This window comes from Vannielia sp. ABF1_015 (genome assembly GCF_056160745.1).
The window spans coordinates 249,708-276,196 of record NZ_JBSWXT010000002.1; the positions used below are offsets into that span (position 1 = coordinate 249,708).

30 protein-coding genes are annotated in these 26,489 nt (G+C 63.9%); 11 read left to right on the forward strand and 19 right to left on the reverse strand.

Annotation, left to right across the window (positions count from 1 at the left end):
* Position 1: 1 nt before the first annotated feature.
* The 12 genes from dxr to pyrH form a co-directional block, all read right to left on the reverse strand.
* Positions 2-1,177 carry a 1-deoxy-D-xylulose-5-phosphate reductoisomerase gene (dxr, locus tag ACXAG6_RS13655; protein ID WP_475338260.1) on the reverse strand — a complete coding sequence of 392 codons (1,176 nt, stop codon included), beginning with the start codon at positions 1,175-1,177 and terminating at the stop codon, positions 2-4.
* Complete coding sequence (locus tag ACXAG6_RS13660) at positions 1,174-1,956, reverse strand: phosphatidate cytidylyltransferase (protein WP_475338262.1); 783 nt, start codon at positions 1,954-1,956, stop codon at positions 1,174-1,176. The genes dxr and ACXAG6_RS13660 overlap by 4 nt, the downstream gene beginning before the upstream one ends.
* Positions 1,953-2,678: a polyprenyl diphosphate synthase gene (uppS, locus tag ACXAG6_RS13665; protein WP_475338263.1), complete on the reverse strand. Its 726-nt coding sequence runs from the start codon at positions 2,676-2,678 to the stop codon at positions 1,953-1,955. The genes ACXAG6_RS13660 and uppS overlap by 4 nt, the downstream gene beginning before the upstream one ends.
* Positions 2,679-2,847: 169 nt before the next feature.
* On the reverse strand, positions 2,848-3,558 hold the full coding sequence (locus ACXAG6_RS13670; protein ID WP_475338264.1) for a hypothetical protein: 711 nt from the start codon (positions 3,556-3,558) through the stop codon (positions 2,848-2,850).
* Positions 3,559-3,604: 46 nt separating this feature from the next.
* On the reverse strand, positions 3,605-4,315 hold the full coding sequence (locus tag ACXAG6_RS13675; RefSeq protein ID WP_475338265.1) for a hypothetical protein: 711 nt from the start codon (positions 4,313-4,315) through the stop codon (positions 3,605-3,607).
* The gene (locus tag ACXAG6_RS13680) at positions 4,316-5,065 is read right to left on the reverse strand and encodes a Tox-REase-5 domain-containing protein (protein WP_475338267.1); all 750 of its coding nucleotides are present in this window, start codon (positions 5,063-5,065) and stop codon (positions 4,316-4,318) included. It lies immediately after the preceding gene.
* Between the two features lie 99 nt (positions 5,066-5,164).
* Positions 5,165-5,533, reverse strand: coding sequence for a hypothetical protein (locus ACXAG6_RS13685; RefSeq protein WP_475338268.1), 369 nt, complete (start codon positions 5,531-5,533; stop codon positions 5,165-5,167).
* Positions 5,534-5,650: 117 nt separating this feature from the next.
* Positions 5,651-6,208 (reverse strand): ribosome recycling factor, encoded by a 558-nt coding sequence (gene frr, locus ACXAG6_RS13690; protein ID WP_475338270.1) that lies wholly within the window; start codon positions 6,206-6,208, stop codon positions 5,651-5,653.
* Between the two features lie 72 nt (positions 6,209-6,280).
* The gene (locus tag ACXAG6_RS13695) at positions 6,281-7,066 is read right to left on the reverse strand and encodes a hypothetical protein (protein WP_475338271.1); all 786 of its coding nucleotides are present in this window, start codon (positions 7,064-7,066) and stop codon (positions 6,281-6,283) included.
* A 13-nt stretch (positions 7,067-7,079) separates the two neighbouring features.
* Entirely contained in the window at positions 7,080-7,763 is a 684-nt protein-coding gene (locus tag ACXAG6_RS13700; protein WP_475338272.1) for a Tox-REase-5 domain-containing protein, read from the reverse strand.
* A 10-nt stretch (positions 7,764-7,773) separates the two neighbouring features.
* Positions 7,774-8,142 carry a hypothetical protein gene (locus tag ACXAG6_RS13705; protein ID WP_475338273.1) on the reverse strand — a complete coding sequence of 123 codons (369 nt, stop codon included), beginning with the start codon at positions 8,140-8,142 and terminating at the stop codon, positions 7,774-7,776.
* 9 nt (positions 8,143-8,151) lie between these two features.
* A complete protein-coding gene (pyrH, locus tag ACXAG6_RS13710) occupies positions 8,152-8,889 on the reverse strand; it encodes a UMP kinase (protein WP_475338275.1) in 738 nt (245 codons plus the stop codon).
* An 85-nt stretch (positions 8,890-8,974) separates the two neighbouring features.
* Here pyrH and miaA point away from each other — a divergent pair, with 85 nt between their 5' ends.
* The 7 genes from miaA (at position 8,975) to ACXAG6_RS13745 (ending at position 17,865) form a co-directional block, all read left to right on the forward strand.
* On the forward strand, positions 8,975-9,844 hold the full coding sequence (gene miaA / locus ACXAG6_RS13715; RefSeq protein WP_475338276.1) for a tRNA (adenosine(37)-N6)-dimethylallyltransferase MiaA: 870 nt from the start codon (positions 8,975-8,977) through the stop codon (positions 9,842-9,844).
* A gap of 228 nt (positions 9,845-10,072) precedes the next feature.
* On the forward strand, positions 10,073-10,912 hold the full coding sequence (locus tag ACXAG6_RS13720; protein WP_140014154.1) for a helix-turn-helix transcriptional regulator: 840 nt from the start codon (positions 10,073-10,075) through the stop codon (positions 10,910-10,912).
* A 332-nt stretch (positions 10,913-11,244) separates the two neighbouring features.
* Positions 11,245-12,894, forward strand: a complete 1,650-nt coding sequence (locus ACXAG6_RS13725) for an ABC transporter substrate-binding protein (protein ID WP_475338278.1) — start codon at positions 11,245-11,247, stop codon at positions 12,892-12,894.
* Between the two features lie 107 nt (positions 12,895-13,001).
* A complete protein-coding gene (locus tag ACXAG6_RS13730; RefSeq protein ID WP_475338279.1) occupies positions 13,002-14,051 on the forward strand; it encodes an ABC transporter permease in 1,050 nt (349 codons plus the stop codon).
* A 10-nt stretch (positions 14,052-14,061) separates the two neighbouring features.
* Positions 14,062-15,486, forward strand: coding sequence for an ABC transporter permease (locus ACXAG6_RS13735; RefSeq protein WP_475338280.1), 1,425 nt, complete (start codon positions 14,062-14,064; stop codon positions 15,484-15,486).
* A gap of 4 nt (positions 15,487-15,490) precedes the next feature.
* The gene (locus ACXAG6_RS13740; RefSeq protein ID WP_475338282.1) at positions 15,491-15,649 is read left to right on the forward strand and encodes a glycine zipper domain-containing protein; all 159 of its coding nucleotides are present in this window, start codon (positions 15,491-15,493) and stop codon (positions 15,647-15,649) included.
* A gap of 131 nt (positions 15,650-15,780) precedes the next feature.
* Positions 15,781-17,865, forward strand: a complete 2,085-nt coding sequence (locus tag ACXAG6_RS13745) for a dipeptide ABC transporter ATP-binding protein (RefSeq protein ID WP_475338283.1) — start codon at positions 15,781-15,783, stop codon at positions 17,863-17,865.
* Between the two features lie 32 nt (positions 17,866-17,897).
* On the opposite strand, the gene ACXAG6_RS13750 is transcribed toward ACXAG6_RS13745, so the two are convergent.
* The 3 genes from ACXAG6_RS13750 to ACXAG6_RS13760 form a co-directional block, all read right to left on the reverse strand.
* Positions 17,898-18,095: a YdeI/OmpD-associated family protein gene (locus tag ACXAG6_RS13750; RefSeq protein ID WP_475338284.1), complete on the reverse strand. Its 198-nt coding sequence runs from the start codon at positions 18,093-18,095 to the stop codon at positions 17,898-17,900.
* A 167-nt stretch (positions 18,096-18,262) separates the two neighbouring features.
* Positions 18,263-18,709 carry a hypothetical protein gene (locus tag ACXAG6_RS13755; protein ID WP_140014148.1) on the reverse strand — a complete coding sequence of 149 codons (447 nt, stop codon included), beginning with the start codon at positions 18,707-18,709 and terminating at the stop codon, positions 18,263-18,265.
* 10 nt (positions 18,710-18,719) lie between these two features.
* On the reverse strand, positions 18,720-19,265 hold the full coding sequence (locus ACXAG6_RS13760; protein ID WP_168222973.1) for a lytic transglycosylase domain-containing protein: 546 nt from the start codon (positions 19,263-19,265) through the stop codon (positions 18,720-18,722).
* A 236-nt stretch (positions 19,266-19,501) separates the two neighbouring features.
* On the opposite strand from ACXAG6_RS13760, the gene ssb reads away from it, so the two are divergent.
* On the forward strand, positions 19,502-20,017 hold the full coding sequence (gene ssb, locus ACXAG6_RS13765; RefSeq protein ID WP_475338286.1) for a single-stranded DNA-binding protein: 516 nt from the start codon (positions 19,502-19,504) through the stop codon (positions 20,015-20,017).
* Positions 20,018-20,083: 66 nt separating this feature from the next.
* Here the strand turns inward: ssb and ACXAG6_RS13770 are convergent, their stop codons facing one another.
* From ACXAG6_RS13770 to ACXAG6_RS13780, 3 genes are all read right to left on the reverse strand, one after another.
* A complete protein-coding gene (locus ACXAG6_RS13770; RefSeq protein ID WP_475338288.1) occupies positions 20,084-20,713 on the reverse strand; it encodes a hypothetical protein in 630 nt (209 codons plus the stop codon).
* A gap of 227 nt (positions 20,714-20,940) precedes the next feature.
* Entirely contained in the window at positions 20,941-22,050 is a 1,110-nt protein-coding gene (aroB, locus tag ACXAG6_RS13775; protein WP_475338289.1) for a 3-dehydroquinate synthase, read from the reverse strand.
* Positions 22,051-22,068: 18 nt separating this feature from the next.
* Positions 22,069-22,659, reverse strand: a complete 591-nt coding sequence (locus ACXAG6_RS13780) for a shikimate kinase (RefSeq protein ID WP_475338291.1) — start codon at positions 22,657-22,659, stop codon at positions 22,069-22,071.
* Between the two features lie 84 nt (positions 22,660-22,743).
* Between ACXAG6_RS13780 and ACXAG6_RS13785 the strand changes: the two genes are divergently transcribed.
* The 3 genes from ACXAG6_RS13785 to ACXAG6_RS13795 are packed head-to-tail and all read left to right on the forward strand — an operon-like array spanning position 22,744 to position 25,363.
* The gene (locus tag ACXAG6_RS13785) at positions 22,744-22,878 is read left to right on the forward strand and encodes a hypothetical protein (protein WP_256377559.1); all 135 of its coding nucleotides are present in this window, start codon (positions 22,744-22,746) and stop codon (positions 22,876-22,878) included.
* 44 nt (positions 22,879-22,922) lie between these two features.
* Positions 22,923-24,425: a hypothetical protein gene (locus ACXAG6_RS13790; RefSeq protein ID WP_475338292.1), complete on the forward strand. Its 1,503-nt coding sequence runs from the start codon at positions 22,923-22,925 to the stop codon at positions 24,423-24,425.
* A gap of 5 nt (positions 24,426-24,430) precedes the next feature.
* Positions 24,431-25,363, forward strand: a complete 933-nt coding sequence (locus ACXAG6_RS13795) for a tyrosine recombinase (protein ID WP_475338293.1) — start codon at positions 24,431-24,433, stop codon at positions 25,361-25,363.
* A 37-nt stretch (positions 25,364-25,400) separates the two neighbouring features.
* On the opposite strand, the gene ACXAG6_RS13800 is transcribed toward ACXAG6_RS13795, so the two are convergent.
* Complete coding sequence (locus ACXAG6_RS13800; protein ID WP_475338294.1) at positions 25,401-26,489, reverse strand: ABC transporter ATP-binding protein; 1,089 nt, start codon at positions 26,487-26,489, stop codon at positions 25,401-25,403.

The following is a 26,489-nucleotide window of genomic DNA, read 5'->3' on the forward strand; positions in this document are numbered from 1 at the left end:
CCTAGCCCGTTGCCTCACTCGTATTTTGCATGGCCTCACGGGCCAGTTCTCGTGCCATCTGGTCTGCCTGCAGCACGTTATCAAGGGTCATCATGTCATTGTTAAGGCCGGTTTGCGAGGCCATACGGCCCATCACCGCCTCCACAACGCGGGCCATATCGGTAAAGCCGATGCGGCGGGCGATGAACCCATCCAGCGCCGCCTCCTTGGCCGCGTTGAAGACCGCGCCCATCAGCCCGCCCGCCGCCATCACCTCCTGCGCCAGCCCCAGCGCCGGATAGCGCGCCGGATCGGGCGCGGCAAAATCCAACCGCCCGAGGGCGGCAAGGTCCAGCCGCGCCACTGGCAACTCGGCCCGCTCGGGCCAGTGCAGCGCATAGCCGATTGCATGGCGCATATCCGGCGCGCCCAGATGCGCCATCATCGCCCCATCGCAAAAGCCCACCAACGCATGCATCGTGCTCTGCGGGTGGATCAGCACCTCGATCCGCTCTGGCGGGATCGCAAAAAACTCATGCGCCTCAATCACTTCCAGCGCCTTGTTGAACATGCTGGCCGAGTCGATGGTGATCCGCTGGCCCATATCCCAATTGGGGTGGGTTGCCGCCTGCTCCGGGGTTGCCCGCGCCAGCTTTTCCAGCGGCCAATCGCGGAAAGCGCCGCCGCTTGCGGTGATCACCACACGCTCGACCGCGCTCATCTCTTCGCCCACCAGCGCCTGAAACACCGCCGAATGCTCGCTGTCCACCGGCAGCACCTGCGCCCCCGCCTCACGGGCCGTAGCCATCAGCAGAGGGCCGGCGCACACGAGGCTTTCCTTGTTGGCTAGCGCCAGCGTGGCCTCGGCGCGCACCGCCGCCAGCGAGGGTTGCAGCCCGGCCGCGCCGACGATGCCGTTCAGCACCAGATCGGCGGGCTGCGCCGCGGCCTGCGCCACCGCATCCGCGCCCGCGGCCACGTCAACGCCGGTGCCTTCAAGCCGCTGGCGAAGCTCTTCATAACATTCAGGAAAGCAGGTGACCGCCAGCTCGGCGCCAAGCTCCACCGCCTGCTCGGCCAGCCGCGCCACATTGCGCCCGCCCGTCAGGGCTACGGCCTGAAAGCCGCCGCGCCCGATCAGATCCACCGCGCTCTCGCCGATGGAGCCGGTGGCGCCAAGCAGGCTGACCCGTTTCAAATCCGCACCTCGGGCACGTCGACGATGAGCGCGACCACCAGCATCAACAGCGCCGCGCCGAGCAGGCCATCAAACCGGTCGAACAAGCCGCCGTGGCCGGGAATCAGGGAGGAGCTGTCTTTCACCCCCATCCGCCGCTTCAGCGCGCTTTCGGCGATGTCGCCCATCTGCGAGGCGAAGGCGAGCACGGCGGAAATCCAGATCAGGTCGCGCCCGGCATTGGTGAAGGTCAGAAAGAGCACGCCAACCAGCGCCGCGCCAAACCAGCCCGCCACCGTGCCGCTCCATGTTTTCTTGGGGGAGACCTTGGGCCAAAACTTCGGCCCGCCGATCATCCGCCCGGCGAAATAACCGGCCACATCGGTGACGACGACCACGAAGACCAGCCAGAACAGCCATGTGCCGCCGTGTTCCTCACGGAAGGTCACCAGCCCCCAGCCTGCCGCCATGATACCAAGGGCAAACAGGAAAAACGTCAGCCGTTCGCGCGGCATCATCGCCGTGCCCACCACCGGCGGCAGGAGCAGGAGCAGCATGGCCCAGCTGGCCTCATGGGCCAGCAGCCCCGAGAGAACAGAGGCGGTGATTGCGGCGAGCAGCATGGCGCTTTCGCCCTCGCGCTTGATCATGCTGGCCAGTTCCCAGACCATGACGGCGGTGACGAAGACCGCCAGCATCTGAAACCAGATCCCCCCGGCCCGAATCCCCGCAACGCCGACCACAACCATCACCGCCCCCGCGATGACCCGTGGTGCCAGATCGTCCCATTTTGCGCTCATGCCTTCACTGCCCCAAACCGCCTGTCCCGGGCGGCGAACCCCTCGATGATTTCGGCAAAACACGCGGCGGAAAAGTCCGGCCAGAGCGTGTCGACAAACTCGTATTCCGCATAGGCAGACTGCCAGAGCAGAAAGTTGGATATCCGCGCCTCCCCGCTGGTGCGGATCACCAAATCAGGGTCGGGCAGCATGCAGGTGTCGAGGAAGCGGCTGAGGGTTTCGGCCCCAACCTCCTCGGGCTTGATCCGCCCTTCGGCCACCTCCACCGCAAGGCGCTGGGTGGCGCGGGTCACCTCGTCGCGCCCGCCGTAGTTGAGCGCGATGGTCAGATGCACCTTGGTATTATGGACTGTCAGCGATTCCAGCTCATCCATGAGCGCCACCAGCTTGGCATCCAGTTTCACCCGGTCGCCGATGAAGCGCACGCGCACGCCCTTGGCCAGCAGCCGCTGCGCCTCCTTGGTGATGTAGCGCCGAAACAGCAGCATCAGCCCGGCCACCTCAACCTGGGTGCGCTTCCAGTTCTCGGTGCTGAAGGCAAAGATGGTAAGGTATTCCACCCCCAGATCGGGGCAGGCCTCGACAATCTCGCGCACCCGTTTTGCGCCCGCCTGGTGGCCGAACAGACGCGGCCGCCCCCGGCGCGTGGCCCATCGCCCATTGCCATCCATGATGATGGCGACGTGTCGCGGTGCAGAGCCTTCGCTCGCCTGTTTCGCCATGCTGCGGCCTCCTTGCCGATGAACGTTCTGCTGTATCGGCACCGCCGTCTTTAACGCGCTACGGGAGCCATTGCCAGTTTGCGCTGACACGCCCGGCATAGACCTTCTGTCTTGCGATTGGGTTACTTCGGTTTAAATGCGGCATACTCGGAGTGATGCGCCCGCCGCCCTAACCGCCCTGCCCCCAAGTGCCATCCCGCAAATCCGCCCCGGTCGGCAGCATCCCCAGCGCATTCAGCGCCAGCTCCAGCTCTTGCCCGCGCTTCACGCCTGCGCGGTCGGGCACATCCCAGAAGCGCTCTTGGGTCGCGATAAAGCTCCCCCTACCCATAGGCTCGATGATGGTGCCCTCGGGCAACGCCGCCGGCTCCGGCCGGAACAGAACCCACCCCGCCCAGCCGAGGCCGGTGCAGCGCAGCCCGATGGGAGACTCCTCCATCGCATAATACGGGTCCATGATCGCCAGATGCTGAAGCGGCGCCCATTCGATCAGAAGGGCCACAACCGCGCGTGCCAGGTCGAGCGACAAAAGGATTTGCGCGATATCCAGCATCAGGCCAAGTTCGGGAGCCTGCTTACCCCCGAAGTGAACGGCCAGGAAATAATGGTCCGGAACAGTAACTCCTTGCGCATTTTTCGCCGCGCTTTCAGCCAGGATCGAGTAACTCTCGAATTGCTTTTGTTCGCGGCTCATCTCGGAGAGTTGCAACTCGTAGAATGCTCTCTCGTTATCCTTGAGAGGTAATCCATCGGCCGCCCAACCTGATGCGAACGCGGGCAGAGCGGACAACCGCCCGAACAGCTCGTTGCAGGCCGATACCCCCTGCTCGAAGGTCATGGGCTGCGGTTTGAAGGTTGCATTGAGCTTTGCAGGCAGCATTCAGCACTCCGGCGCAGAGCCATGTCCTGCGTTATCGCAGCGGTCCCTAATCACTATTCCCCCACGTGCCATCCCGCAAATCCGCCCCTGTTGGCAGCATCCCCAGCGCATTCAGCGCCAGCTCCAGCTCTTGCCCGCGCTTCACGCCCTCCCGGTCAGGCACACGCCAGAACCGCTCCTGCGTGGCAATGAAGCTCCCCCGCCCCATCGGCTCCACGATGGTGCCCTCCGGCAGCGCCGCAGGCTCCGGCCGGAACGGAACCCACCCCGCCCAACCGAGGCCGGTGCGGCGCAGCCCGATGGGAGACTCCTCCATCGCGTAGTAAGGGTCCATGATCTTGAGGTGTTGCAGCGGTGCCCAGTCGAGACAGACCGCCACGATCTGCCGGGCAAGGGCGAGGGTCATGTCTTTGGGTAAGAAATCGAGGCGCATTTCCCGCCGCGGACTCCTTGCGCCCCCGACATAGATATCCGCGAAGTATTGCTCTATCGGAATGGCGACACCATCGAGATGACGGGCGCTCTCCGCAAGCACGCCGTACTGCTCGAACTCGAGGTTCTCCGCCGTCAGTTCCTTGCGCTGAACCTCAAGAAACTCTGCTTTGTCGGAAGCAAGCACAACTCCCCTCGCCTCCCAACCCGGCGCAAAAACCGCCAGACGCGATAGCGCAGTCAGAAGTTCGACACAGGCTTCCAAGGCCGTGTCGATATCGAATGCGTGAGGCGTAAAACGGGCAAACAACTGAGATTTCAGCATTCAGAACTCCGGCGCGGGAATATGCAGGGCCGCAAATCGCCACTCTTCATAGAGTGACAGGCCCCCGCGTTCATGGAAATAGGCCCGTGAATCCGAATTGGAAAACGACCAGATCAACCCCACTTCGGGCGTCGGTCGGAGTCTATCAATCTGTGCCCTCGCTTGCTCCAGGAGCTTACGAAATGTCCTGCGAACCTGCCACTCCCGCCCCGGCTGCGGAATGGTTCGGTATCGGGTGTCCGTGCCGCCTCCATCCGTAAGCACCTGCTCGTAGGTATGGCTGAGCAAGCCGCCATACCCGTACTTCGCCTCCAGCATCACGCATCCCGGTGGCAGGTGGCCGTCCCAGGAATAGGCAGCGAATTTCCACTCCACGATCTTGCTGCGCGGCGGATCGTAGGGCAGCCCGCAGATCATGTGCTGATAGTGGTAGCCGTTCCAGCTGGATTCCTCCACATACTCGGCATCGTCCGGCGCGTAGTTCGTCCAGTCCGGATAGCCCTGAACAGTGGGCGCGCACTCTTCGCAGCCGGCGGTGCAAGGCTCGGTGCCATCTTCCGCCATCTCTGCCGCTTCGGCGGCCACGTCGGGGTGGGGCTGCGCCTCGGGCCATTCATCGGGCGGCGCATCGGGGCCGACAGTGATACCGCCCTCCTCGCCGGTGTCGATCTCACCGGTCTCGCCCGAGCCGGGCACGCCCGGTATCTCGATGCCCGGAAAATCCTCAACGTCCGGTGCTGGAGGCAGCAACCCCCAGCATCGGTGGGTCTGATAAAGGTTTCCGTCAGCGCCGACGAATGGGTCACCAACGGGTCGGCAGACCTGCAAGAAAGAAGTCAATCCCAGCATCTACCACCACACCTCGTCACCCCGGCCATTCTGCCGGTAGGTGATTTTCATCAGCTGAAACACATCCTCCGCCTTCGCATCGGGCGTGCCCTTTGCCTTATCGAAGTGCTCCACCACGTCAGGCAACTCATAGAATTGCGGGGCGAGCAGCGCATCGGCCATGATCCACCGCCGCACCAACCGCCCGTCCCTGAGGCCGAACCTGCGGGCCGAGCGGCGCGAAAGCCGCACGATCTCGGCCAGTTGCGCATCGCTGACAGCCCGCACCGGATAGGGCCGAAACGCCCTGATCCGCCGGGCCATGGCCAGGTTTTCCGGCCTTTCCACCAGCGCGTTCAGCCCGTCGATTTCATGTTCCGAAAGGATCACGGCCAAACCCGCTCCACCATGCACCACACATCAGGGCAAGCGAGTCACTCGCCGCCCGGTTGCAGCCTGCGGCGAAATGGCTGAATGGTCAAACAGCTTAGGCCTGGGAGGCAGCCCTCACACCTGCATGATCTCGCTTTGCTTGTTCTCCAGCGCCGCGTCTATGGCCTTGATGTGGCTGTCGGTCATGTCCTGCACCGCGCCTTCCCAGAACTTCTGGTCATCCTCGGCCAGCTTGTCGGCCTTCTTGATCTGCTGCATCCCGTCCTGGCGCACGTTGCGCACACTTACCCGGGCGTTCTCGGCATATTGCGCGGCCACCTTGGTCAGCTCGCGGCGGCGCTCTTCGTTCAGCTCGGGGATCGGCAGCATGATGATGGTGCCGTTCATCTGCGGGTTAATGCCGAGGCCGGAGTTGCGGATGGCTTTTTCCACCGCGTTGACCAGCCCCTTGTCCCAAACGTTGATAGTCACCATCCGGGGCTCGGGCACGTTGACCGTGCCGACCTGGTTGATCGGGGTCATCTGGCCATAGGCCTCCACCTGCACCGGCTCCAGCATGCTGGCGCTGGCCCGTCCGGTGCGCAGGCTGGCAAACTCGGTGCGCAAATTGGCAATTGCCCCGTCCATCCGCCGCTCAAGGTCGTCGGTATCAAGCTCGAAATCGTCAGACATGTCTCTGTCCTTCCCCGCAAATATCCTGCTGCGGTTCTAAGCCAGAGCGCAGGCGATTGCCAGATGGTTGCGTCAGGGCTGCTGCCCCCAATCCCCGCGCGCCAGATCATCGGCACTGGGCAGCACGCCCAGCAGGTTCAGCCGCCGGTCCACCGCCTGCGCGCGGGCCAGGGCCTCGGGGTTCTCATGCGGGGTCCAGTAGTCTTCGTTGGTCACGATCAACGCCCCCCGCCCCAGCGCCTCCACCCGCGCCGCCTCGGGGACGTCGCGCTGGGTGAGCGGAAAGGGCACCCAGCCGATCCAACCGATGGCGCGGCGCGTGATATCCACCGGCCAGTGCTCCGTCCGGTAGCTCCAGAAATAGAGCGCCACATGCTGCGCGGGCCGGAAGGCCACAAGCGCCTTCACCACCTCAATCAGCGGGCCGGGCTCCATGCCCCATTTCGGATGCGGCTGGGGGAACTCCACAGTCCCGTGGCAAAGCGGCTTGCCTGCAGGCAGGGTGGCCGGCACGTTGGCCCGGTTCCACTCCGGCACCGTCCACTCCAGCTTCGCGCCGTAGCTGCGCGAGGCATAGGGGCCCGGCTGATCGGCATGGGCTGCGGGCGGCATCATCGGCGGCTTACCGTTGTAGCCGGAAGCCTTGTAGCGTTCGAGAAAGAAATCATGGGTGGCAATACGGTTCTCGAACGGGTCGAAGCCGGAGGTGTCTTCCTCGTCTTTCGGGGTCGGAACGAACCAGCCGTCACCGGTGCGCTTGGCCTGACCGAGCGCCTTGAGGAAGGCGAGATACTGGGCGATCCCCTCTTCGAACGTCAGGTCATCCGGTACAAAGTCAGCGTGGGCATCGAAGGACATAAGCGCCTCAAAGTCAGGGAAGATGGACGGTGTTGATCGTCAGCGCGAGGCCATTGGCCAGCAGCCACTCGGTAAAGTAGATCTTGAAAACCATGTGGCTGAAGTGCCAGGTCAGCGTCACCTGTGGCATCCCGCCAACCGCACCGGCCTGCGCGGTGGCCTCGGCGTGGATCTTCACCAAGAGCACATCGCGGTGGAAGGGCGAAGCTGGCTGCGGCCGTCCGCCCGGCCCCCAGTTTTCGACAAACCAGCTGGAGTGGTCTGCCTTGGCCTCCAGCAAATGGCAGAGCGCGGCCACTAAGCCGTCCCAGCGGATGCCGCCCCAGGTCCACTCGGTAATAGTGCCGCCGGAATAGGGAAAGAGGCCGCCAACGCCATAGCTGCTGTTTACCCGAAACTGGTAGGCAGCACCCTTTGCCCCTGCATCTGTCCCGGCCACGGCGAAGGGCGCCAACGCACCGGCCTGCGGTGGGCAGTCCGGGCAGCCTGCAGTGCAGGTATCTGTGTCGGTGTCAGCGGTGCTCTGCTCTTCGACCTGCGTACCAGTGCCCGTTCCGGTGCCCGTGCCTGTCCCGGTTCCCGTGCTCGGCGCTGGTACCGGGGGCGGCGGCGGCAGGCCGGGGCCTTTGCAGATCGTGCCGACGATAACGTTGACGCACCAGTCGTAGAGATTTCCGTCCGGTCCTACCGTGGCCATCTGTTCCTCCCTACCACCAACATTCCTGCCCTGCTCCCGCATCGCGCAGCGCCGCCTTGACCGTGGCACAGATATCGCCAAAGCGCACCTCCGGCGTGCCGCCGGGCCGGGCCATCAGTTTTTCTGCTTCCGGGTGCGTCCAGAAGCGCGGCACGATCAGCACATGGATCATGATGAACCGCGCGCGCATCCTGGCATCCGTGAGGCCCAGATCATTCGCCGCCAACCGGCCCGTGCGCACCTCGCGCACCAGCTCTGCATCGCTCTTGTCAGCCAGCCACTCGGGCCGATAGGCCCGCATCCGGGCGGCAAGCTCCACGTCTTTCCCCGCGCTCGTCAGCGCGTTCAGCGCCTCGAGTTCCTCGCGAGAAAGGTCCACTCGCCAGCCTCAGCCCTTCACAACCGTGCAGGTGCCCTCGCCCGCGAGGATCGAGGTGAAGCCGCCCGGCTCATCGAGCGAAAACACGATGATCGGCAGGTTGTTGTCACGCGCCAGCGCAATGGCGCTCGCGTCCATCACCTTGAGGTTCTTCATCAGCACCTCGTCGTAACTCACCTTGTTGTAGCGCTTGGCCTCGGCGTGCTTCATCGGGTCCATGTCATAGACCCCGTCCACCTTGGTGCCCTTGAAGATCGCCTCGCAGGCCATCTCGTTGGCGCGCAGCGTCGCGGCGGTGTCGGTGGTGAAATAGGGGTTGCCGGTGCCCGCAGCAAAGATGCAGACGCGCTTCTTTTCAAGGTGGCGCACGGCGCGGCGGCGGATGTAGGGCTCGCAGACCTGATCCATCGGGATCGCGCTGATAACCCGGGTGTGCACGCCCAGCTCTTCCATCGCGCCCTGCATCGCCAGCGCGTTCATCACCGTGGCCAGCATTCCCATGTAATCGGCCGTGGTGCGCTCCATCCCCTGCGCGGCGCCCGCAAGCCCGCGAAAGATGTTGCCGCCGCCGATCACCATGCAGATCTCGACGCCGAGATCATGCACGCTCTTCACCTCGCGGGCGATCCGCTCCACCGTGGGCGGATGCAGGCCAAAGCCCTGATCGCCCATCAGCGCCTCGCCCGAAATTTTCAGCAAAACCCGCCGATACGTCGTCTTCGCCCCGTCTGTGCCTGCATCCATCATCACGCTCTCCTCGGGGCCACTTGCATCTGGCGCGCAAAATGTCGGAATTTGGCAGCAGGTTCAACGGCGGAAATCGGCAAGCGGCATGATCGACTGGAAATCGCTCGACGCGGAGCGCCCGGTGCTCATCGCCGGGCCCACAGCCTCGGGCAAATCGGCGCTCGCGCTTGAAATCGCCGCCCGCTCCGGCGGCGTTGTTGTAAACGCCGATGCCTTGCAGGTTTTTGCCAACTGGCGCGTGCTCACCGCCCGCCCCTCGCCCGAGGAGGAGGCCGCCGCGCCCCATGCGCTTTATGGCCATGTGCCCGGCGATCTGGCCTACTCCGTGGGGCATTGGCTGCGCGATGTTGCCCCCCTGCTGGCTGGCAAGGGCCGCCCGATCATCGTGGGGGGCACCGGCCTTTACTTCACCGCGCTCACCGAAGGGCTGGCCGAAATCCCCGAAACACCTGCCGAGGTGCGCGCCAAGGGCGATGCCCTGCCCTTGCCCGAGTTGCGCGCTGCGCTGGATCAGGCGCAATTGGCGCGGATCGACACCGCCAACCGGGCCCGCGTGCAGCGCGCATGGGAGGTGCTGCAATCCACCGGCAAGCCGCTCTGGCGCTGGCAGGACGAAACGCCGCCGCCCCTCCTGCCGCTTGCCAAGGCCCAGCCCTTCCTGATCGACGCCCCGAAAGAGTGGCTCACCCCGCGCATCGAAACCCGCTTCGAGACGATGCTGAGAGCCGGTGCGCTGGAGGAGGCGCAGGCGAATCTCCCCGGCTGGTCGCCCACCCTGCCCTCGGCCAAAGCCATCGGCGCGCCTGAGCTGATCACCCATCTCAGGGGCGAACTCAGCCTCCCCGACGCTGCCGAACGTGCTAAAATTTCAACACGGCGCTACGCAAAACGGCAAAGAAGCTGGTTTCGCGGCCGGATGAAAACGTGGGGATACGTCTCAGCGGCGGCGCTCTAGCCACCCGATCTGGTGGCACCGGCGCAGCGCCCCGCCAGATATCGCCCTCGCCCCGTGGATTGCGCCCGAAACCGCAACAAAACCGCCCAAACCGGCCGATTTGCACTAATCCAACATGCCCCTTGATCCGCACCGCGGTGCGCGGCAATCATCCTGCCATCTGCTTGCCGCCAACCTGCCACAGTGCGGCCATTGTTCTGTTCTGCCACCGGGAAACCTGCTGCCGCCATGCTTCCGCGTTCCACCTCCCGCCCCGTAACCGGGCCTCTAACGCCAGCGCTGCCCAAAGCGCCGATCGAACTGGTGCCGCTGGCGCGGCTGTCCACCGGCGGCAAGTGGCGCACCGAGGCGATGCGCAGCTATCGCACGCCGCTGATGCTCTGGTTCACACGCGGTCAGGGCCGGATCACCGTTGCCGGGCTCACGCGCGGCTACGGGGCGCATAACGCTGTCTTCATTCCGGCGCGCACCATGTTTGGCTTCGAGGTGACGGCGCAGGCCTATGGCACCGCGATCTTCTTTCACGAGAACGCCGAGATCACCTTGCCCGAGGCCCCCTGCCACCTGCGGGTGCGCGATGCGCTCTCTCAGGGCGAGGTGACCACCATCCTTGAAAACATGCAGCGCGAGATCGACGGCGACCGCCCGGCGCGAGACAAGGCCCTGACACATCACGGCGGGCTACTCTCTGTCTGGATCGAGCGTCAGCACGCCGGCAGCCAGGATGCCGCTGCCGACACCGCCGCCCGCCGCCTCGCGCGGCGTTACACCGATGCCGTCGAGCGCGGGCTCTATACCGGCCAGTCGGTGTCGGACTATGCCGAAACCCTCGGCGTCACCCCCACCCACCTCTCGCGGGCCTGTCGGCAAAGCTGCGGGCGCCCCGCTTCGGCCATCCTCGCAGACCGGCTGGGCTACGAGGCCCGCCGCCTGCTGGTGGAAACCGAAATGCCCGTGCGCCGGGTGGCCGAGATGCTGGGTTATCGCTCTTCGGCCTACTTCTCCCGCGTCTTCCATGAGCGCACCGGGCAGACCCCTACCGATTTTCGCACCACCCGGCGCGGCTGAGGACCTCCTCCACCCGGGCGCACCGCCGCCAACCCGGCGCCGCCAAGCCTTTGAAATGTCGCCCATCCACCCGGATATGACGGTTTTTGGTGTATTCCGTCGCACATGTCGTTTTTGGCTCGCACCTATGTCGTATTTGTTACATCCTATGGCGGAAAGCGACGTTGACGCAGGCGGGCCAGTCAGGCCTCATGGCGTCATCAGGGGGATGCTGCCTGCGGGCTTGGATGCTTTCGCGCTGCCGTGCCAACACGGCCGCCGCGCATTCTCCGACAACAAAGCACAAGGCGCCGCCAAGGTGCCCCCACGCCATGTGTCACAGGGAGAACAAGATGACGCACCCCACCAAAACCACCGAAGCGGTCCACAGCGCCGCGCGGATGTATGCCGCCGAGCACCTCGAAGGCAAACTCGACCGCCGCGAATTTCTGACCCGCGCCACCGCGCTGGGCGTCACCGCCGCCGGGGCCTACAGCCTGATCGGCGCCAAGCCCGCCAGCGCCGAGAGCCACGGCATGGAGCCGCAGATGGGCGGCACCCTGCGCGTGCAGATGGAAACCAAGGCCCTGAAAGATCCGCGCAACTACGACTGGTCGCAAATGGCCAACTTCTCGCGGGGCTGGCTTGAGTACCTCGTGCGCTACAACAACGACGGCACCTTTGAAGGCCAACTCATCGAAAGCTGGGAGGTCAACGACGACGCCACCGAATACACGCTCAAGGTGCGTGAAGGCGCCACCTGGAACAACGGCGATCCTTTCACCGCCGAGGATGTCGTGTTCAACATCAACCGCTGGTGCGAGAAGGGCGTCGAGGGCAACTCGATGGCCTCCCGCATGTCCTCGCTGATCGACGAAGAGACCGGCACCGCCCGCGAAGGCGCGATTACCATCGTCGATGCCAACACCGTCAAGCTGACCTGCGCGGCCCCCGACATCACCCTCATCGCCTCCATGGCCGACTACCCTGCGGCGATTGTCCACCAGAGCTACGATGGCGGCGATCCCTCCGAGAACCCGATCGGCACCGGCCCCTTCCTGCCGGAGGAGAACGAGGTTGGCGTCAAGCAGACCCTCGTGAAGAACGCCGATCACAACTGGTGGGGCGGCGAGGTGTACCTCGACCGGATCGAGTTTATCGACTTCGGCACCGACATGGCCTCATGGATGGCCGCAATGGACGCCGATGAGGTGGATATGACCTATCAGTCCACCGGCGAGTTCATCGAAGTGCTCGATGGGATCGGCTTTACCAAGTCCGAGGCCGTCACCGCTGCCACGATCTGCGTGCGCTTCAACCAGTCCAATGCGCCCTATGATAACGTCGATGTGCGCAAGGCGCTGCAACGGGCAACCAACAACGCGGTCGTGCTCGAACTGGGCTACTCCGGCCTCGGCACTGTGGCCGAAAACTTCCACGTCTGCCCGATCCACCCGGAATACGCCGAGATCGAAACCCCGGCGCCGGATGCCGCCGAGGCGATGAAGCTGCTGGAAGGCGCAGGCCATGCCGACACCGAGTTCGAGCTGATCTCGATCGACGATGAATGGCAGTCGGCCACCTGTGACGCGGTCGCCGCCCAGTGCCGCGACGCGGGCATCAACGTCAAGCGCACCATCCTGCCCGGCTCCACCTTCTGGAACGACTGGCTGGCCTACCCGTGGTCGGCCACCGAGTGGAACATGCGCCCGCTCGGCGTGCAGATCCTCGGGCTGGCCTACAAATCCGGCGTGGCCTGGAACGAAACGGCCTTCTCCAACGCCGAGTTCGATACTCTGCTGGCCGAGGCCATGTCGATCGCCGATGCCGACAAACGCTCCGAGGTAATGGCCAAGATCGAAGCCATCATGGTTGACGAAGGTGTTGTCATCCAGCCGTACTGGCGCTCGCTCTTCCGCCACTACAAATCAACGGTCCACGGCACCGAGATGCACCCGACCTTCGAAATGCACCACGACAAGTGGTGGATCGAACAGGCCTGATCGGCCGCCTCCAAGACCGGGCGGGGCCATCATAGGCCCTGCCCACCCATCCAGACCGCGCACCTCACGACAATCCAAAAACCCGCGCGGCCAGACAGGGACGACCCATGGGACTATTCCTCGCCCGACGCATCGGGACGATGCTGATCACAGCGCTTTGCCTCAGCTTCATCGTCTTCTACCTGACCAATCTCGACAGCAATCTCGAGAAGCTGGCCAAGTTTCAGGGCAACAGCAGGATGACCGATGAAGAGGTCGGCAACTGGCTCGAAAACAACGGCTTCGGGCAGCCGATGGTGGTGCGCTACGGCGAATGGCTCGGCGTGGTGCCCGGCTGGACCCGCGAGGACGAGGCGGGCGATGTGGTCGCCGGGCGCTGCACCGATCTGGCCGAAACACCCGCCGAGGCGCCCTCCTTCTGCGGTATCCTGCAAGGCTACTGGGGCGAAAGCACAGTGTTCCGCGACTCTGTCGCCTCGATCATCGGCACAAGGCTGGGCCTGACCGCCAAGCTGATGTTCTGGGTCATGGTGCTGATGGTCCCCTGCGCCCTGCTGATTGGTGTGCTCGCCGGGATGCGCGAGGGCTCGCGGACAGACCGCACGCTCTCCACCGTCTCCATCGCCACCACCGCCATGCCCGAATACGTCTCTGGCGTGATCCTGATCGCGGTCTTCGCCAGTTCCGCCGTGGGGCTGAAGTGGTTCAAGGGCACGGCCACCTCCGCGATGGATGGCGCCAACTTCGAAAACTTCTTTCTGCCGGTGCTCACCATCGCGCTCTATGGAATGGGCTACATCGCCCGGATGACGCGGGCCTCCATGGCCGAGGTGATGACCGCGCAATACATCCGCACCGCCCGCCTCAAGGGGGTGAGCTTTCCCAACATCGTGATGAAGCACGCCCTGCGCAACGCCCTCATCGCCCCCTTCACCGTCATCATGCTCCAGTTCCCATGGCTGCTGAACGGAGTGGTGATCGTCGAGAGCCTGTTCAACTACAAGGGCTTCGGCTGGGCTCTGGTGCAGGCCGCTGGCAACAACGACATCAATCTGCTGCTGGGCGTCTCTGTTGTCTCGGTGCTGGTGGTGCTGATCACCCAGCTGATCTCCGACATCGGCTACGTCTACCTCAACCCCCGCATCCGAATTTCCTGAGGAGAGAGACATGGACCCGCTTACCTGGACAGGCTCGCTCTCCTTTCTCAACCCGGTCTTTCTGACCGCCGGGGCGCTGCTCATCATCGCCTTCCTCCTGCAATTCCTCCTAGGCCTCTTCGGCATGAAGTCCGGCGAGCTGGTGATCCAATCCGATGGCACGGCCCTGCGCACCCGCACGCCGATGGATTACATCGGTTTTGTCACCATGGGCGCCCTGCTCGTGGCGGTGGCCTGCGTGGTGGGATACCTGCTGGTGGGCATGCTCCTGCCCGGCGAGGCGAAAGGGATCATCGGCCATGTCTCGGCGCGGCTCATGCCGGTCTGGGTGGCCATGGCACTGGTGTTTTCCCTGTCCTACACCTTCAAGCGCCGCCTCGGGCTTTACGGCAAGCTGTTTGACAGCACGGTTGGCATGATCGGCTTCGGGATCGTGCTGTTCTGGGTCTTCACCGCGCTCTTCCACCAGATGATCCTCACGCATGACCCGCTCACCGCCGTCTCGGGCCTCAAGAACAAGATCCCCGGCACGCCCACGCCCGACGGCACCGACGGCACCGACGGGTTGGAGTGGTATCTGCTCGGCGGCGACAACCTCGCGCGCGATGTCTTCTCCCGCATGGTCGCAGGCGCATGGGAGGTGATGAAGATCGCACCCTTCGCCACCATCTTCGCCTTCATGGTCGGCATCACGCTGGGCCTGCCGGCGGGCTACTACGGCGGCAAGCTCGATACCGTCCTGAGCTTCCTCGCCAACCTCATCCTCGCCTTCCCGGTGATCCTGCTGTTCTACCTGCTGGTGACGCCCGAAATCGTGGCAAGCGGCCTGCCCCGCTACATGGCGGGCGTGCTCTTCCTCTTCCCGATCCTCTTCCTCGTGGTGCTGTTCAACTCGCGCTACTTCACCGACCCAACCAAACGGGCCCTCTACATCGGCCTCTCGGTGGTAATCGGCGGCTATATCTACCTTGGCGTGGCGTGGGACGCAGACCCCTTCGGCCTGATCTCGATGGAGGGCAACATCCTCGTCGTCTTCGTCTCGGTCGTCTTCGTGAACTCGCCCACCGTGTTCCGCATTGTCCGGGGCCTCGCGCTCGACATCAAAACGCGGGACTACGCGGCGGCGGCGCAAACCCGCGGCGAAGGCCCGTGGTACATCATGCTCTGGGAGATCCTGCCCAACGCCCGCGGCCCGCTGATCGTCGATTTCTGCCTGCGCATCGGCTACACCACCATCCTGCTCGGCACGCTGGGCTTCTTCGGCCTCGGCCTGCCGCCCGACAGCCCGGACTGGGGCACCACGATCAACGCGGGCCGCAAGCTCCTGTCGATCTACCCCCACCCCGCCCTCGCCCCGGCGCTGGCGCTGATGAGCCTCGTCCTTGGCCTCAACCTGCTGGCTGACGGGCTGCGTGAAGAAAGCCTGAGGGATTGAGCGGATGCGTGGCTTCAACCCCGCCGGCCTTGCCATCGGCATCGCCATCGGAGCCGCCTTCGGCGTGGCGCTGGATAACATCGCCGTTGGCATTGGCCTCGGCGCGGGCATCGGCATTGCGCTGGGCATTGCCATGGGCGGCAAAGGAGGCGGTGATGAATAACCCCCGTCAACCCGCCGCGCACGCCCGGTTAACGCCTTCCCGCCGCCCGAAATCTCGTAGGTATGGATTGTGCATAGGATGTGCATCACTTGTGCCTGTGTTCTCAAAACCACTTAACGCCGGAGGCCCTCATGGCTGAAGAAACCTATGACGGCCCGATCCTTGAGATCGACAAGCTCTCCATTTCCTTCTTCACCCGCCTGCGTGAAATCCCGGCGGTGATGGACTTTTCGGCCAAGGTGATGCCCGGTGAAGCCCTTGGCCTGGTTGGAGAATCCGGCTGCGGCAAGAGCACCGTCGCGCTCGGCGTGATGCAGGATCTGGGGGTCAACGGCCGGGTCGTGGGCGGGTCGATCAAGTTCAAGGGCGAAGACCTCGGCCAGATGTCGGGCGAGCGGTTGCGTGACATTCGTGGCAAGGAAATTGCCATGATTTATCAAGAACCTATGGCCTCCCTGAACCCGGCAATGAAAATCGGCAAACAGCTTATGGAAGTGCCGATGATCCACGAGGGCATCGGCGAAAAGGAGGCCTGGGCCCGCGCCCTGGAGGTGGTAACAGACGTCAAGCTGCCCGACCCGGAGCGCATGCTGAAGAGCTACCCCCACCAGCTTTCCGGCGGCCAGCAGCAGCGCATCGTGATCGCTATGGCCTTGATGTCCAAGCCTTCTCTCCTGATCCTCGACGAGCCCACCACCGCGCTCGACGTCACGGTGGAGGCCGCCGTGGTCGAGCTGGTCAAGGACTTGGGCAAGAAATACGGCACCTCGATGCTGTTCATCTCCCACAACCTCGGGCTGGTGCTGGAAACCTGCGACCGCCTGTGCGTGATGTATTCCGGCGAGGCGGTTGAACGCGGCTCCATCGCCGATGTGTTCGACAAGATGCAACACCCTTATACACAAGCGCTTTTTCGCTCCATCCCGCTCCCCGGAGCCGACAAGAACGCCCATCCCCTCGTTGCCATTCCGGGCAACTTCCCCCTGCCCCACGAGCGCCCGCCGGGCTGCAATTTTGGCCCGCGTTGCGACTACTTCGAGAAGGGCCGGTGCGACGGGCAAGAGATCCCCATGTTCGACGTGCAGGGAGACGACCGCCACGCCACCCGCTGCCTGCGGTTCGAGGAGATCGACTGGAACGCCCCCATCGAGGCCGGGGTCACCCACGTCAAGAACGAGCCCGGCGATGTGGTGCTGAAAATGGACAACCTCAAGAAGTATTACGAGGTCGCCTCCAGCGCGCTTTTCGGCGGCGGTGATACCCGCGTGGTGAAGGCCAACGAGACCCTCAGCTTCGAGGCCCGCGAAAGCGAAACCCTTGCCATTGTTGGTGAATCCGGCTGCGGCAAGTCCACCTTCGCCAAGGTGCTTATGGGGCTGGAGACGGCGACCGAGGGGCAGATCCTGCTCTTCAACCAAGACATTCAGGATACCCCAATCGAGGCCCGTAACCCCGATACCGTGTCCTCTGTTCAGATGGTGTTTCAAAACCCCTTCGACACGCTGAACCCCTCGATGACGGTGGGCCGCCAGATCATCCGTGCGCTGGAGATTTTCCGCATCGGCAACAACGACAAGGAGCGCGAGCAGCGCATGCTGGAGTTGCTCGATCTGGTCAAACTCCCCCGCGCCTTTGCCGACCGTATGCCGCGCCAGCTTTCGGGCGGGCAAAAGCAACGGGTTGGCATCGCCCGGGCCTTTGCGGGCGGGGCCAAGATCGTGGTTGCGGATGAGCCTGTTTCGGCGCTGGACGTTTCCGTGCAGGCCGCCGTGACCGACCTGTTAATGGAAATTCAACGCGAAGAGAAGACAACGCTCCTGTTCATCAGCCACGACCTCTCGATCGTGCGCTACCTCTCTGACCGGGTGATGGTGATGTATCTCGGCCATGTGGTCGAGATCGGGGCAACCGATCAGGTCTTCGCCCCGCCCTATCACCCCTACACCGAGGCGCTGCTCTCGGCGGTGCCGATTGCCGACACCAGCGTGACGAAGAAACATATCGTGCTGGAGGGCGACATTCCCTCCGCCATGAACCCGCCGCCCGGCTGCCCCTTCCAAACCCGTTGCGGCTGGAAGAGCCGTGTGCCCGGCGGGCTTTGCGAGAAAGAGGTGCCGCCGATGCGCCAAATGGCGACGGGACATCAGGTAAAATGCCACCTCTCAGAGGAGGAGTTTGCTTCGATGGAGCCGGTGATCAAGATGGCGGCGGAGTGAAGATCGCGATGTAAGGGATTGATAAATAGCGCCTAACCGCGCCTCAACTCCTCAATCATCCGCTCTATCCTTGCCTTGCGTGCCGGCCCCTTGCGGGCAGCTTCGATCCGGCTGACGTAGCTAATCCTCCTGTCCGCCGGCGCGGCACCGTAACGGGCAAGCAAGCCGTGCTTTGAGAGTTCTGCGCGCATGTCAGCGGGCATGGAGCGGGGCGGCGGCGATGTGGCCATGGGAAACCTCTTTGCAGGTGCTGCCCCGGCATTTAGTCGAGCGATCATCCACCTGCCAGATGGGTCAGACCAGCTTAGCGATAAGTGACCGATGGCACCGGATGCCTTCGGCTACAATCTGCCAATCTATCTGATAATACTGGAATAATTTTCTGCGCCTTGGCGCATCAAATCTCCCATTCCTCTTGCCCCGGAGGCGGTGCGCCAAAGTGGAAGCGTGCGATTTTCCACGCCTCCCGCTCTTTCACCAGTTGCACGAAAACCGGCAGCACAGAGCCGTCAGCCCGGGTGTAGCTGCCCTTGATCCGCGCAACCTTCCCCGCGATGTTCCGACTGCTGAAGGAGAACTCGCCAGCATCGCCCCAGATCCGCTGGGCCCGAAACTCGCGCTCGAACTCCTCGGCAGAGACGGTCTGCTGCAAGTCTTGCGCCAGAAACCCATAGGCTTCTTCGTCGCTGTTGGCGTTCATCGCCGCATGCATCTCTATCACCGGGTCGTCCACCTCGGTGAACACGCCAACCAGCCCGGTCACGCCGCGATAGACCGTCCACGCGATGCTCCCTGCCCCGATAAGGAGCACGACGATAACGAGAGGGATCAACCACTTGCGCATCACGGTCGGCTCAAGAGCCCCAGATGACCTTCACGTAGTTCTTAGTTTCGCGGTAGGGCGGCACGCCGCCGTATTTGTCTACCGCGCCGGGGCCGGCATTGTAGGCCGCCAGTGCAAGCCGCCAGCTCTTGTAGCGATTGTACATGAGTTTCAGATACTTGGCGCCACCTTCGAGGTTTTGCTTCGGATCATGCGGGTCCACGCCCATCTTCTTGGCCGTGAAGGGCATAAGCTGCGCCAGCCCGATTGCCCCCTTGTGGCTCTTGGCCTTGGGTTTCCAGCCACTCTCCTGCTGGATCAGCCGCAGGAACAGATCTTCGGGCACCCCATGTTTGGCCGCAGCGGCCTTGGCCATGGGCAGGTAGACGCCCCGGTAAGAGCCGGTAAAGCGCGGTCCGGTGTCGTTCTTCGACGGGGTGTTCACCGTCGGCGGCTGCAAACGCACCGAGGCGGCGTATTGGCTGGCCGCCCGGCTGTCGAGCAGCTTGGTCTGGTTCAGAAACAGCTTTTTGCGTGATTTGGAAGAGACGCTCTCGCCCACCACTGGCGTGGCCATGCATAGGCACACCACCGCCGCTATCGCTCGCTTCATGCCCCTCGGCCCCGTTTCTTGCAGGCCCCGAGGGCCCCCTTGCAGCCCGCATTCTAGCGAAAATCGCTCTCGCTGCCACCCCGCAATTCCGCACAACTTCGTTAGAGGCTCTGGGGCGGCGTAAACTGGTTTTTAACCACGTTCTGGTGGTGTAGCGTCAGCGAAAGATTCGAACCACAAGATATGGGGAGGACGGCAGCATGGCCGGTTCCGTCAACAAGGTTATCCTGATCGGCAATCTGGGCCGTGATCCCGAGACCCGCACGTTCCAGAACGGCGGGAAGGTCTGCAACCTGCGCATCGCGACCTCCGAGAACTGGAAGGATCGCAACACTGGCGAGCGCCGCGAGCGGACCGAGTGGCACTCGGTGGCGATCTTCAACGAGAACCTCGCCCGTCTTGCAGAGCAGTATCTGCGCAAAGGCTCGAAAGTCTATGTCGAGGGCAAGCTCGAAACCCGCAAGTGGCAGGACCAGAATGGTCAGGATCGTTACTCGACCGAGGTTGTGTTGCGGCCATACGCGGGCGAGCTGACCTTCCTCGACAGCCGCGAAGGCGGCAGCGGTGGAGGGGGCGGCAACTACGGCGGCGGCTCCTCCTCGGGTGGCGGCTACGATGACCGTGGCGGTTATGACGACCGGGGCGGCAGCTCAGGTGGCTACGGCGGCGGCAATGCCCCCGCCGGTGGCGATATCGACGACGAAATTCCCTTCTAATCAAAGGCTTCGGGCGCGACCTTAAACAAGATCGCGCCCACTTCTACGCTAAAACCAATCCGCGCGTCAGCGCCATTCCCGCATGCCAGCGACGGCGGACCAGTTGAGCAGCGGCATCGGCTTGACCGCAGCGATCCTGAGAACACCGGGCACGACCGATACCCCAGCCACCGCCGGAACGAAGAGAACAGCCCAGGCATTGTGGCCCTCGAAGTAACCGCAGAGTTTGGGCAATTGGTTTTGGTTCTCCCGCGCGATGCGGATTTGCTCGTCTTGTCGGATGACCTTTGTCGGCGCTTCGCCCATCGCGGTGGCCCCATGAGCGCCCATCATGCCGCTCCAGACCGCCTTGGCGCGGATCGTGCCGTCGGATTCCGGCGTGTTATCGGTGCCGACATGGGCCACAGAGGCCCCGCCGGCCGACTGATAGCGAAACAGGTAGCAGCCAGACATCGGCCCGGTGAGCACACCGCCAGCGAGGGCACAGGTAGTCACCTCGCCTGCGCAATATTTCAGGAAGGTAAACATCCACGGCGTTCCGCCGACGAGGTTGCGAGGGTCAGCGCCCACGTTGACCGCCGCCATTGCGGTTTGGCCCGCCATAGGTGCCACCGGGCCCGGATTGTCGGCAGCTGATTGTCCCGGGTCGATCTGATAGGAAATACACTGGCCGATGAAATTTGTAGGATCTGGCATGACGCCCCCTTTTATCACGTCACGGCGCACGCCCTGCCGAGCGTCCCCGCTGGGTTGAATTGAGGATCGGGAGTGGTCTCATGGTCTCCTCGCGGAGCCCTGGCCTGAAAATACCTACTTGATCAAAATGACCGAGGCCCGTGCCGAGCCTCGGGATGTCTCCCATTCCAAGGGGAGCCTAGCGCGAAAGGTAAGCCCTGTCGTCAACAAAATTTCCCTAGGGGAAGTTATCGCTCCAGTTGATCGCGCAGCACCCCGAGCACAGCCTCGCGCGGCACATCGGACGTGACAAAGGCCTCCCCGATCCCGCGCGCCAAAATGAAGCGCAGCTTGCCGTCGACCACCTTCTTGTCTTGCCCCATCAGCTCCAGCAGCGCTTCGGCGGAGGGCAGATCGCCGGGGATGTCGGCCAGATCCTTCTTCATCCCCATCGCCGCCAGATGCGCCCTCACCCGGCTTGGCGCCTCCTGCGCGCACAGGCCAAGCCGCGCGGAAAGCTCGAAGGCCAGCGCGCAGCCAATCGCCACGCCTTCGCCATGCAGCAAGCGGTCGCCATAGCCGGTGGCCGCTTCGAGCGCGTGGCAGAAGGTGTGGCCGAGGTTCAGCAGCGCGCGGTCGCCCTGTTCCGTCTCGTCGCGCAACACGATCTCGGCCTTCATCTCCACCGAGCGGCGCACTGCATAGGCCCGCGCCTCGCGGTCGCCCGCCGCAAGGGCGGGTCCGTTCTGCTCCAGCCATTCAAAGAACCGGGCGTCGCCGAGAAGCCCGTATTTTTGCACCTCGCCGTAGCCTGCAAGAAAATCCCGCGTGGTGAGGCTTTCCAGCGCCAGAATGTCGGCCAGCACGAGGCTGGGTTGGTGGAAGGCCCCCACGAGGTTTTTGCCCAGTGGCGAGTTGATGCCGGTCTTGCCGCCCACCGAGCTATCGACCTGCGCCAGCAGCGAGGTTGGTACCTGGACGAAGCGCACGCCTCGGCGCAGAACGGCGGCGGCAAAGCCCGCAAGGTCTCCGATGACGCCCCCGCCAAGGGCCACGACGACATCGCGCCGCTCGACCCGCTCTGCGATGAGCCACTCAACGGTCTTGCCCAGATGCTCCCAGTTCTTGGTTGCCTCGCCAGCAGGCAGCACGAGCGACGCAAGCTCGATGCCTTCAGCCTGCAGACCGGCCTCCAGCGCGCCAAGATGCGCCTCCGCGACATTGCTGTCGGTCACCACGGCCACACGCTTTCGGGCCAGCAAGGGCGCAATTTCCTTACCCGCTCCGGCAATCAGCCCCTCGCCGATCCGCACGTCATATTCGCGGCCCGGCAGTGCGACAGGCACGGTGGTGGTCATAGGCTTTACCTCATGCTTTCAGTCTGTTACGAGCACATCTTCACGCGTGGCCAAAACCTTAGTGACCTGCTCCACCATATCGGCGATGGAGTATTCTGCCCGGGCCTGCGCGGTTAGCTCAGCCTTGGCGTAGGCGGGCTCGCGCGTGGCCACGAGCTCCTCCAGTGTGGCGCGCGGATTCGCGGTGCGCAGGAGCGGACGGGTGGTTTTATGTTTGACCCGGCTCCACAGCAAATCGGTATCGGCCTTCAGCCAGAGCGCCACCCCTTTGCGGTGAATCACCTCGCGATTATCGGCCGACAGATAGGCCCCACCGCCAGTCGAGAGGATACCCACCTGCCCCTGCAGCAGCCGCGACAGCACCTCCGCCTCCCGCGCCCGGAAGAAGGCCTCGCCATCGCGCTCGAAGATCTCGGCAATGCTCATGTTCGCCGCCTGCACGATAGCCTCATCGCTATCCAGAAACGGCACGCCCAACCGCTTGGCCAATGCTGTGCCAATCGCCGTCTTGCCCGAGCCCATCATACCCACGAGGGCCACTGTCTTTTTCAGCCGTTCCGCCAATCTCTTGGCACCTTCCTGCCGGTCAAAAAAATTTGTCGCCCTCAATGGCGTGAACTCGGGCGGATTGCCATATATAATCGTGACAATCGGGGGGCGAGGCAAAATAACAAGGGCAGGACAGCAGGGCATATGGTCCGATTTCTCAAACTCATCGTGGTACTACTGGTGCTTGCCTTCATCGGGCTGGTAGGGTTTGCCTATCTGGGCGATCTCAGCCCCGAGATGGAAGAGGTGCGCGAGCCGGTGGAGCTCGACGTGGATTGACGATGAAAATTTCGCATGCGTTCGGGTGGGCAACGGTCGGGGTGATGAGCCTCGGTGCAGGAGCAATGGCTCAGGACGCGCCGATTTCTTCCATCGACTGGCTGTCTGACAGCCTTGCAACGCCGGTTGTGGCAGTTGCGCCTTCCAATGAGCCGCCAGTGGCCAATTCGGCCGGGATCGAGACGGTCACCGTCTCGCCGCTTGGCGCGCCGTCGCCTGATGGCATTGGCCTGATCGGACGCCGTGAGGCGGGATTTCCGGGCAACCTCTGGGGCGATTCCGAGCTGGACAGATTGCGCCGGCTGATTGCGGAGATGCCGATAGAGCCGCTTCCGGCCCAGCAGGAGCTGATCCGTCTACTGCTGCTGACCGAGCTTGACCCGCCTATCGGGGCCGGGCCGGAGGGGCTGTTGTTTCAGGCCCGTATTGATGCGCTTCTGGCCCGCGGCGCGGTGGACGAGGCTGCCGAGATGCTGAAGCGGACAGGCTCGAAGGCTCCGGCAATCTTTCAGCGCAGTTTCGATGTGGCCTTGCTTCAGGGGCATGAGGATGCCGGTTGCCAACAGCTTCGGGCCACGCCGGGCATTTCTCCCAGCTATTCGACCCGCATCTTCTGCCTCGCCCGCACGGGCGATTGGCAGACAGCCGCGCTCACCCTCGATACGGCAAAGGCGCTTGGGCACCTCGATGCAGAGGAAGACGCCTTGCTGGCCCGTTTTCTGGACCCGGAGCTGGCCGATGGCGCTGCGCCCCTGCCAGCGTTCAAACGCCCGTCGCCGCTGATTTACCGGATGCTCGAAGCCATTGGAGAGCCGGTGCCAACGGCTCAGCTGCCGCTTGCCTTCGCCCATGCCGATCTGCGTGAAACCGCTGGTTGGCGGGCGCGGATCGGGGCTGCGGAGCGGCTTGCACGGGTCGGCAGCCTTGCGCCCGAGCGGCTGCTTGAAATCTGGTCGGAGCGGCAGCCTGCGGCTTCGGGCGGGGTTTGGGACCGGGTTGATGTGATGCAGCGCCTTGATGCCGCGCTGAGCGATGGTGACGCAGATGCGGTGGCCAAGCTGCTGCCCGGGGCATGGGCGCAGGCCGAGAGCGCTCATCTGGAACTGCCTTTTGCGGGCCTCTTCGGCACCCGGCTGGAGGATGTGGTGCTGAGTGGTCAAAGCGCCGTGCTGGCCTTCCGCATTGGCCTGCTGACCGATGGCTACGAGCGGCTTGCACTCACCCAACCCGCACCGCCCGGCGCATCAGGTGCCTATCTTTCCGCGCTCGCCCGTGGACTGCCGCAAGACGCCAAGGCGCCAAACAGCCTTGCCGAGGCGATCACCGAGGGCTTCACCAGCACGGCCCTGCCCGAAGCACTCTCCCGCCCCATCGCGGACGGGCGGATTGGCGAGGCCATCCTGCTGGCGATGGAAACCTTGGAGAATGGGGCCGAGGGCGATCTGGACGATGTTACCACCGCCATCGCCTTCCTACGCAGCGTCAGCCTTGAGGACACCGCACGCCGCTATGCGTTGCAACTGATGCTGCTTGACCGGCAGGCCTGAGGCCAATGGACGCCACCGCACACCGCTGGATCAGCGCCTTTCTCGCAGCGCAAGCCGCCGAACTGGATGCCGCCAGGAACACCCAGCTGGCTTATGGCCGCGATCTCACTGATTTTGCCGAGTTTCTTGACCGGAAGGCCAGCCAGATAGACAGTGCCGACAGGTCGGTGATTGAGGAGTATCTCGTAGATTGCGAGGCGCAGGGGCTGGCAAAATCCACCCGGGCGCGCAGGCTTTCGGCCATCAAGCAGCTGTATCGCTTTGCCTTTGAAGAGGGCATGCGCCCCGACAACCCCGCGCTTCAGATCAAGGGGCCGGGCCGCTCCAAGGCGCTACCCAAAACGCTGTCACCTGAGGAGGTGGAACGGTTGCTCGCCTCGGCCCCGGAAACCGGGCGCGGCGATGACCGGCTGCGGAACGCCTGCCTGATGCAGCTGCTCTATGCGACCGGGATGCGCGTGAGCGAGCTGGTCTCTCTGCCGATCCAGGCCGCACGCGGCGACCCAAGGATGTTGCTGGTGCGCGGCAAGGGCGGCAAGGAGCGAATGGTGCCCCTCTCGCCGCCTGCCCGCGCGGCCCTTTCGACATGGCTGCAGGCGCTTGATGCCTCGCAGGAGCAGGCCAAGCAGGAGCGCGGTGTGGTGCCCTCGCGCTTTCTTTTTCCGTCCACCTCGAAAGAGGGCCACTTGACCCGGCATCGCTTTTACGCGTTGATCAAGGAGATCGCCGTGGTGGCCGGAGTTTCGCCTGCGAAGGTCACGCCGCACCGCCTGCGCCACGCCTTTGCCACCCATTTGCTGGCTGGGGGCGCTGACCTGCGGTCCATTCAGGTTCTGCTCGGCCATGCCGATATCTCGACGACCGAAATTTACACCCATGTGCTGGAAGAGCGGTTGAAAGAGCTGGTGCTGGAGCACCACCCGCTGGCGAAGGGCTAACGCGGATGGCGGGCGTCAGCCACTGCGGTTACTGCGGTTACTGCGGAAAATAGATCAGCGACGAGGCGTCCCATTCCAGCCGCGCAGATGTGCCGCGCTCCAGCACCGGGCGTCCGGCGCGGTTTTTCATTGAAACAGTCAGCCGCTCTGGTGCGCCGGGAAGGGCGATTTCGTAATAGGTCATGTCGCCGTAGTAGATCACCTCGGCCACCTCGCCCTCGGCCACTTCGCCCCGCGCCTGCTCACCCTCGAACAGAACCTGAAGGCTCTCGGGCCGCACGCCCACGGCCCCAGAGCCGTTGACGAAACCTGCGGGGCATTGATCCTGCTCGATGACGGTGCGCCCAAGACCGGCGATATCGACCACAATATCGCGGCCCTCTTCCAGCTTCCCGTCTGCGGGAAGGAAGTTCATAACACCGATGAAATCCCCGACCCGGCGGTTGACCGGCCGGCGGTAAAGCTCCTGCGGCGGGGCGAGTTGGGCGATCTGGCCATCAAACATCACCGCGATGCGATCGGACATGATGAGAGCTTCTTCCTGATCGTGAGTCACAAGGATGAAGGTAATTCCCACCTGCCGCTGGAGCCTGCGCAGCTCGCTTTGCATCTGTTCGCGCAGCTTTTTGTCGAGCGCTGAGAGTGGTTCGTCGAGCAGCAGCACCTTGGGCTCGAGAATCAGGGCGCGGGCCAGCGCCACCCGCTGGCGTTGCCCGCCCGAAAGCGCATGGGCCGCCCGGCCGCCATAGCCACCAAGGCCGACCATCTCCAGCGCGGCCTCGATCTTCTTGGCTTTCTCCGCTGGGGCCAGCCCAGAGCGCCGCAGCCCGAAGCCCACGTTTTGCGCCACGGAAAGGTGTGGGAACACGGCGTAGGACTGGAACACCATATTGGTGGGGCGCTTGTTGGCAGGCACCCCCGCCATATCTTGCCCGTCGATCAGCAACGCGCCTGTGCTGGGTGTTTCGAAGCCCGCGATGATGCGCAGCAGCGTGGTCTTGCCGCAGCCCGACGGCCCAAGCAGCGAGAAAAACTCGCCCTCGCCGATTTCGGCTTCGATGCCCTTGAGCACTTCGACATCGCCGAAGCTCTTGGTGAGGCCCGAAAGGCTGATGAGTGGTTTCAT

Bases quoted from the DNA above. Each gene is read 5' to 3' on its own strand.
- ACXAG6_RS13660 (WP_475338262.1), bottom strand. From the start codon at position 1,956: ATGAGCGCAAAATGGGACGATCTGGCACCACGGGTCATCGCGGGGGCG.
- uppS (WP_475338263.1), bottom strand. From the start codon at position 2,678: ATGGCGAAACAGGCGAGCGAAGGCTCTGCACCGCGACACGTCGCCATC.
- ACXAG6_RS13670 (WP_475338264.1), bottom strand. From the start codon at position 3,558: ATGCTGCCTGCAAAGCTCAATGCAACCTTCAAACCGCAGCCCATGACC.
- ACXAG6_RS13675 (WP_475338265.1), bottom strand. From the start codon at position 4,315: ATGCTGAAATCTCAGTTGTTTGCCCGTTTTACGCCTCACGCATTCGAT.
- frr (WP_475338270.1), bottom strand. From the start codon at position 6,208: ATGTCTGACGATTTCGAGCTTGATACCGACGACCTTGAGCGGCGGATG.
- ACXAG6_RS13695 (WP_475338271.1), bottom strand. From the start codon at position 7,066: ATGTCCTTCGATGCCCACGCTGACTTTGTACCGGATGACCTGACGTTC.
- ACXAG6_RS13700 (WP_475338272.1), bottom strand. From the start codon at position 7,763: ATGGCCACGGTAGGACCGGACGGAAATCTCTACGACTGGTGCGTCAAC.
- pyrH (WP_475338275.1), bottom strand. From the start codon at position 8,889: ATGATGGATGCAGGCACAGACGGGGCGAAGACGACGTATCGGCGGGTT.
- miaA (WP_475338276.1), top strand. From the start codon at position 8,975: ATGATCGACTGGAAATCGCTCGACGCGGAGCGCCCGGTGCTCATCGCC.
- ACXAG6_RS13720 (WP_140014154.1), top strand. From the start codon at position 10,073: ATGCTTCCGCGTTCCACCTCCCGCCCCGTAACCGGGCCTCTAACGCCA.
- ACXAG6_RS13725 (WP_475338278.1), top strand. From the start codon at position 11,245: ATGACGCACCCCACCAAAACCACCGAAGCGGTCCACAGCGCCGCGCGG.
- ACXAG6_RS13730 (WP_475338279.1), top strand. From the start codon at position 13,002: ATGGGACTATTCCTCGCCCGACGCATCGGGACGATGCTGATCACAGCG.
- ACXAG6_RS13735 (WP_475338280.1), top strand. From the start codon at position 14,062: ATGGACCCGCTTACCTGGACAGGCTCGCTCTCCTTTCTCAACCCGGTC.
- ACXAG6_RS13740 (WP_475338282.1), top strand. From the start codon at position 15,491: ATGCGTGGCTTCAACCCCGCCGGCCTTGCCATCGGCATCGCCATCGGA.
- ACXAG6_RS13745 (WP_475338283.1), top strand. From the start codon at position 15,781: ATGGCTGAAGAAACCTATGACGGCCCGATCCTTGAGATCGACAAGCTC.
- ACXAG6_RS13750 (WP_475338284.1), bottom strand. From the start codon at position 18,095: ATGGCCACATCGCCGCCGCCCCGCTCCATGCCCGCTGACATGCGCGCA.
- ACXAG6_RS13755 (WP_140014148.1), bottom strand. From the start codon at position 18,709: ATGCGCAAGTGGTTGATCCCTCTCGTTATCGTCGTGCTCCTTATCGGG.
- ACXAG6_RS13760 (WP_168222973.1), bottom strand. From the start codon at position 19,265: ATGGCCACGCCAGTGGTGGGCGAGAGCGTCTCTTCCAAATCACGCAAA.
- ssb (WP_475338286.1), top strand. From the start codon at position 19,502: ATGGCCGGTTCCGTCAACAAGGTTATCCTGATCGGCAATCTGGGCCGT.
- ACXAG6_RS13770 (WP_475338288.1), bottom strand. From the start codon at position 20,713: ATGCCAGATCCTACAAATTTCATCGGCCAGTGTATTTCCTATCAGATC.
- aroB (WP_475338289.1), bottom strand. From the start codon at position 22,050: ATGACCACCACCGTGCCTGTCGCACTGCCGGGCCGCGAATATGACGTG.
- ACXAG6_RS13785 (WP_256377559.1), top strand. From the start codon at position 22,744: ATGGTCCGATTTCTCAAACTCATCGTGGTACTACTGGTGCTTGCCTTC.
- ACXAG6_RS13790 (WP_475338292.1), top strand. From the start codon at position 22,923: ATGAGCCTCGGTGCAGGAGCAATGGCTCAGGACGCGCCGATTTCTTCC.
- ACXAG6_RS13795 (WP_475338293.1), top strand. From the start codon at position 24,431: ATGGACGCCACCGCACACCGCTGGATCAGCGCCTTTCTCGCAGCGCAA.
- ACXAG6_RS13800 (WP_475338294.1), bottom strand. From the start codon at position 26,489: ATGAAACCACTCATCAGCCTTTCGGGCCTCACCAAGAGCTTCGGCGAT.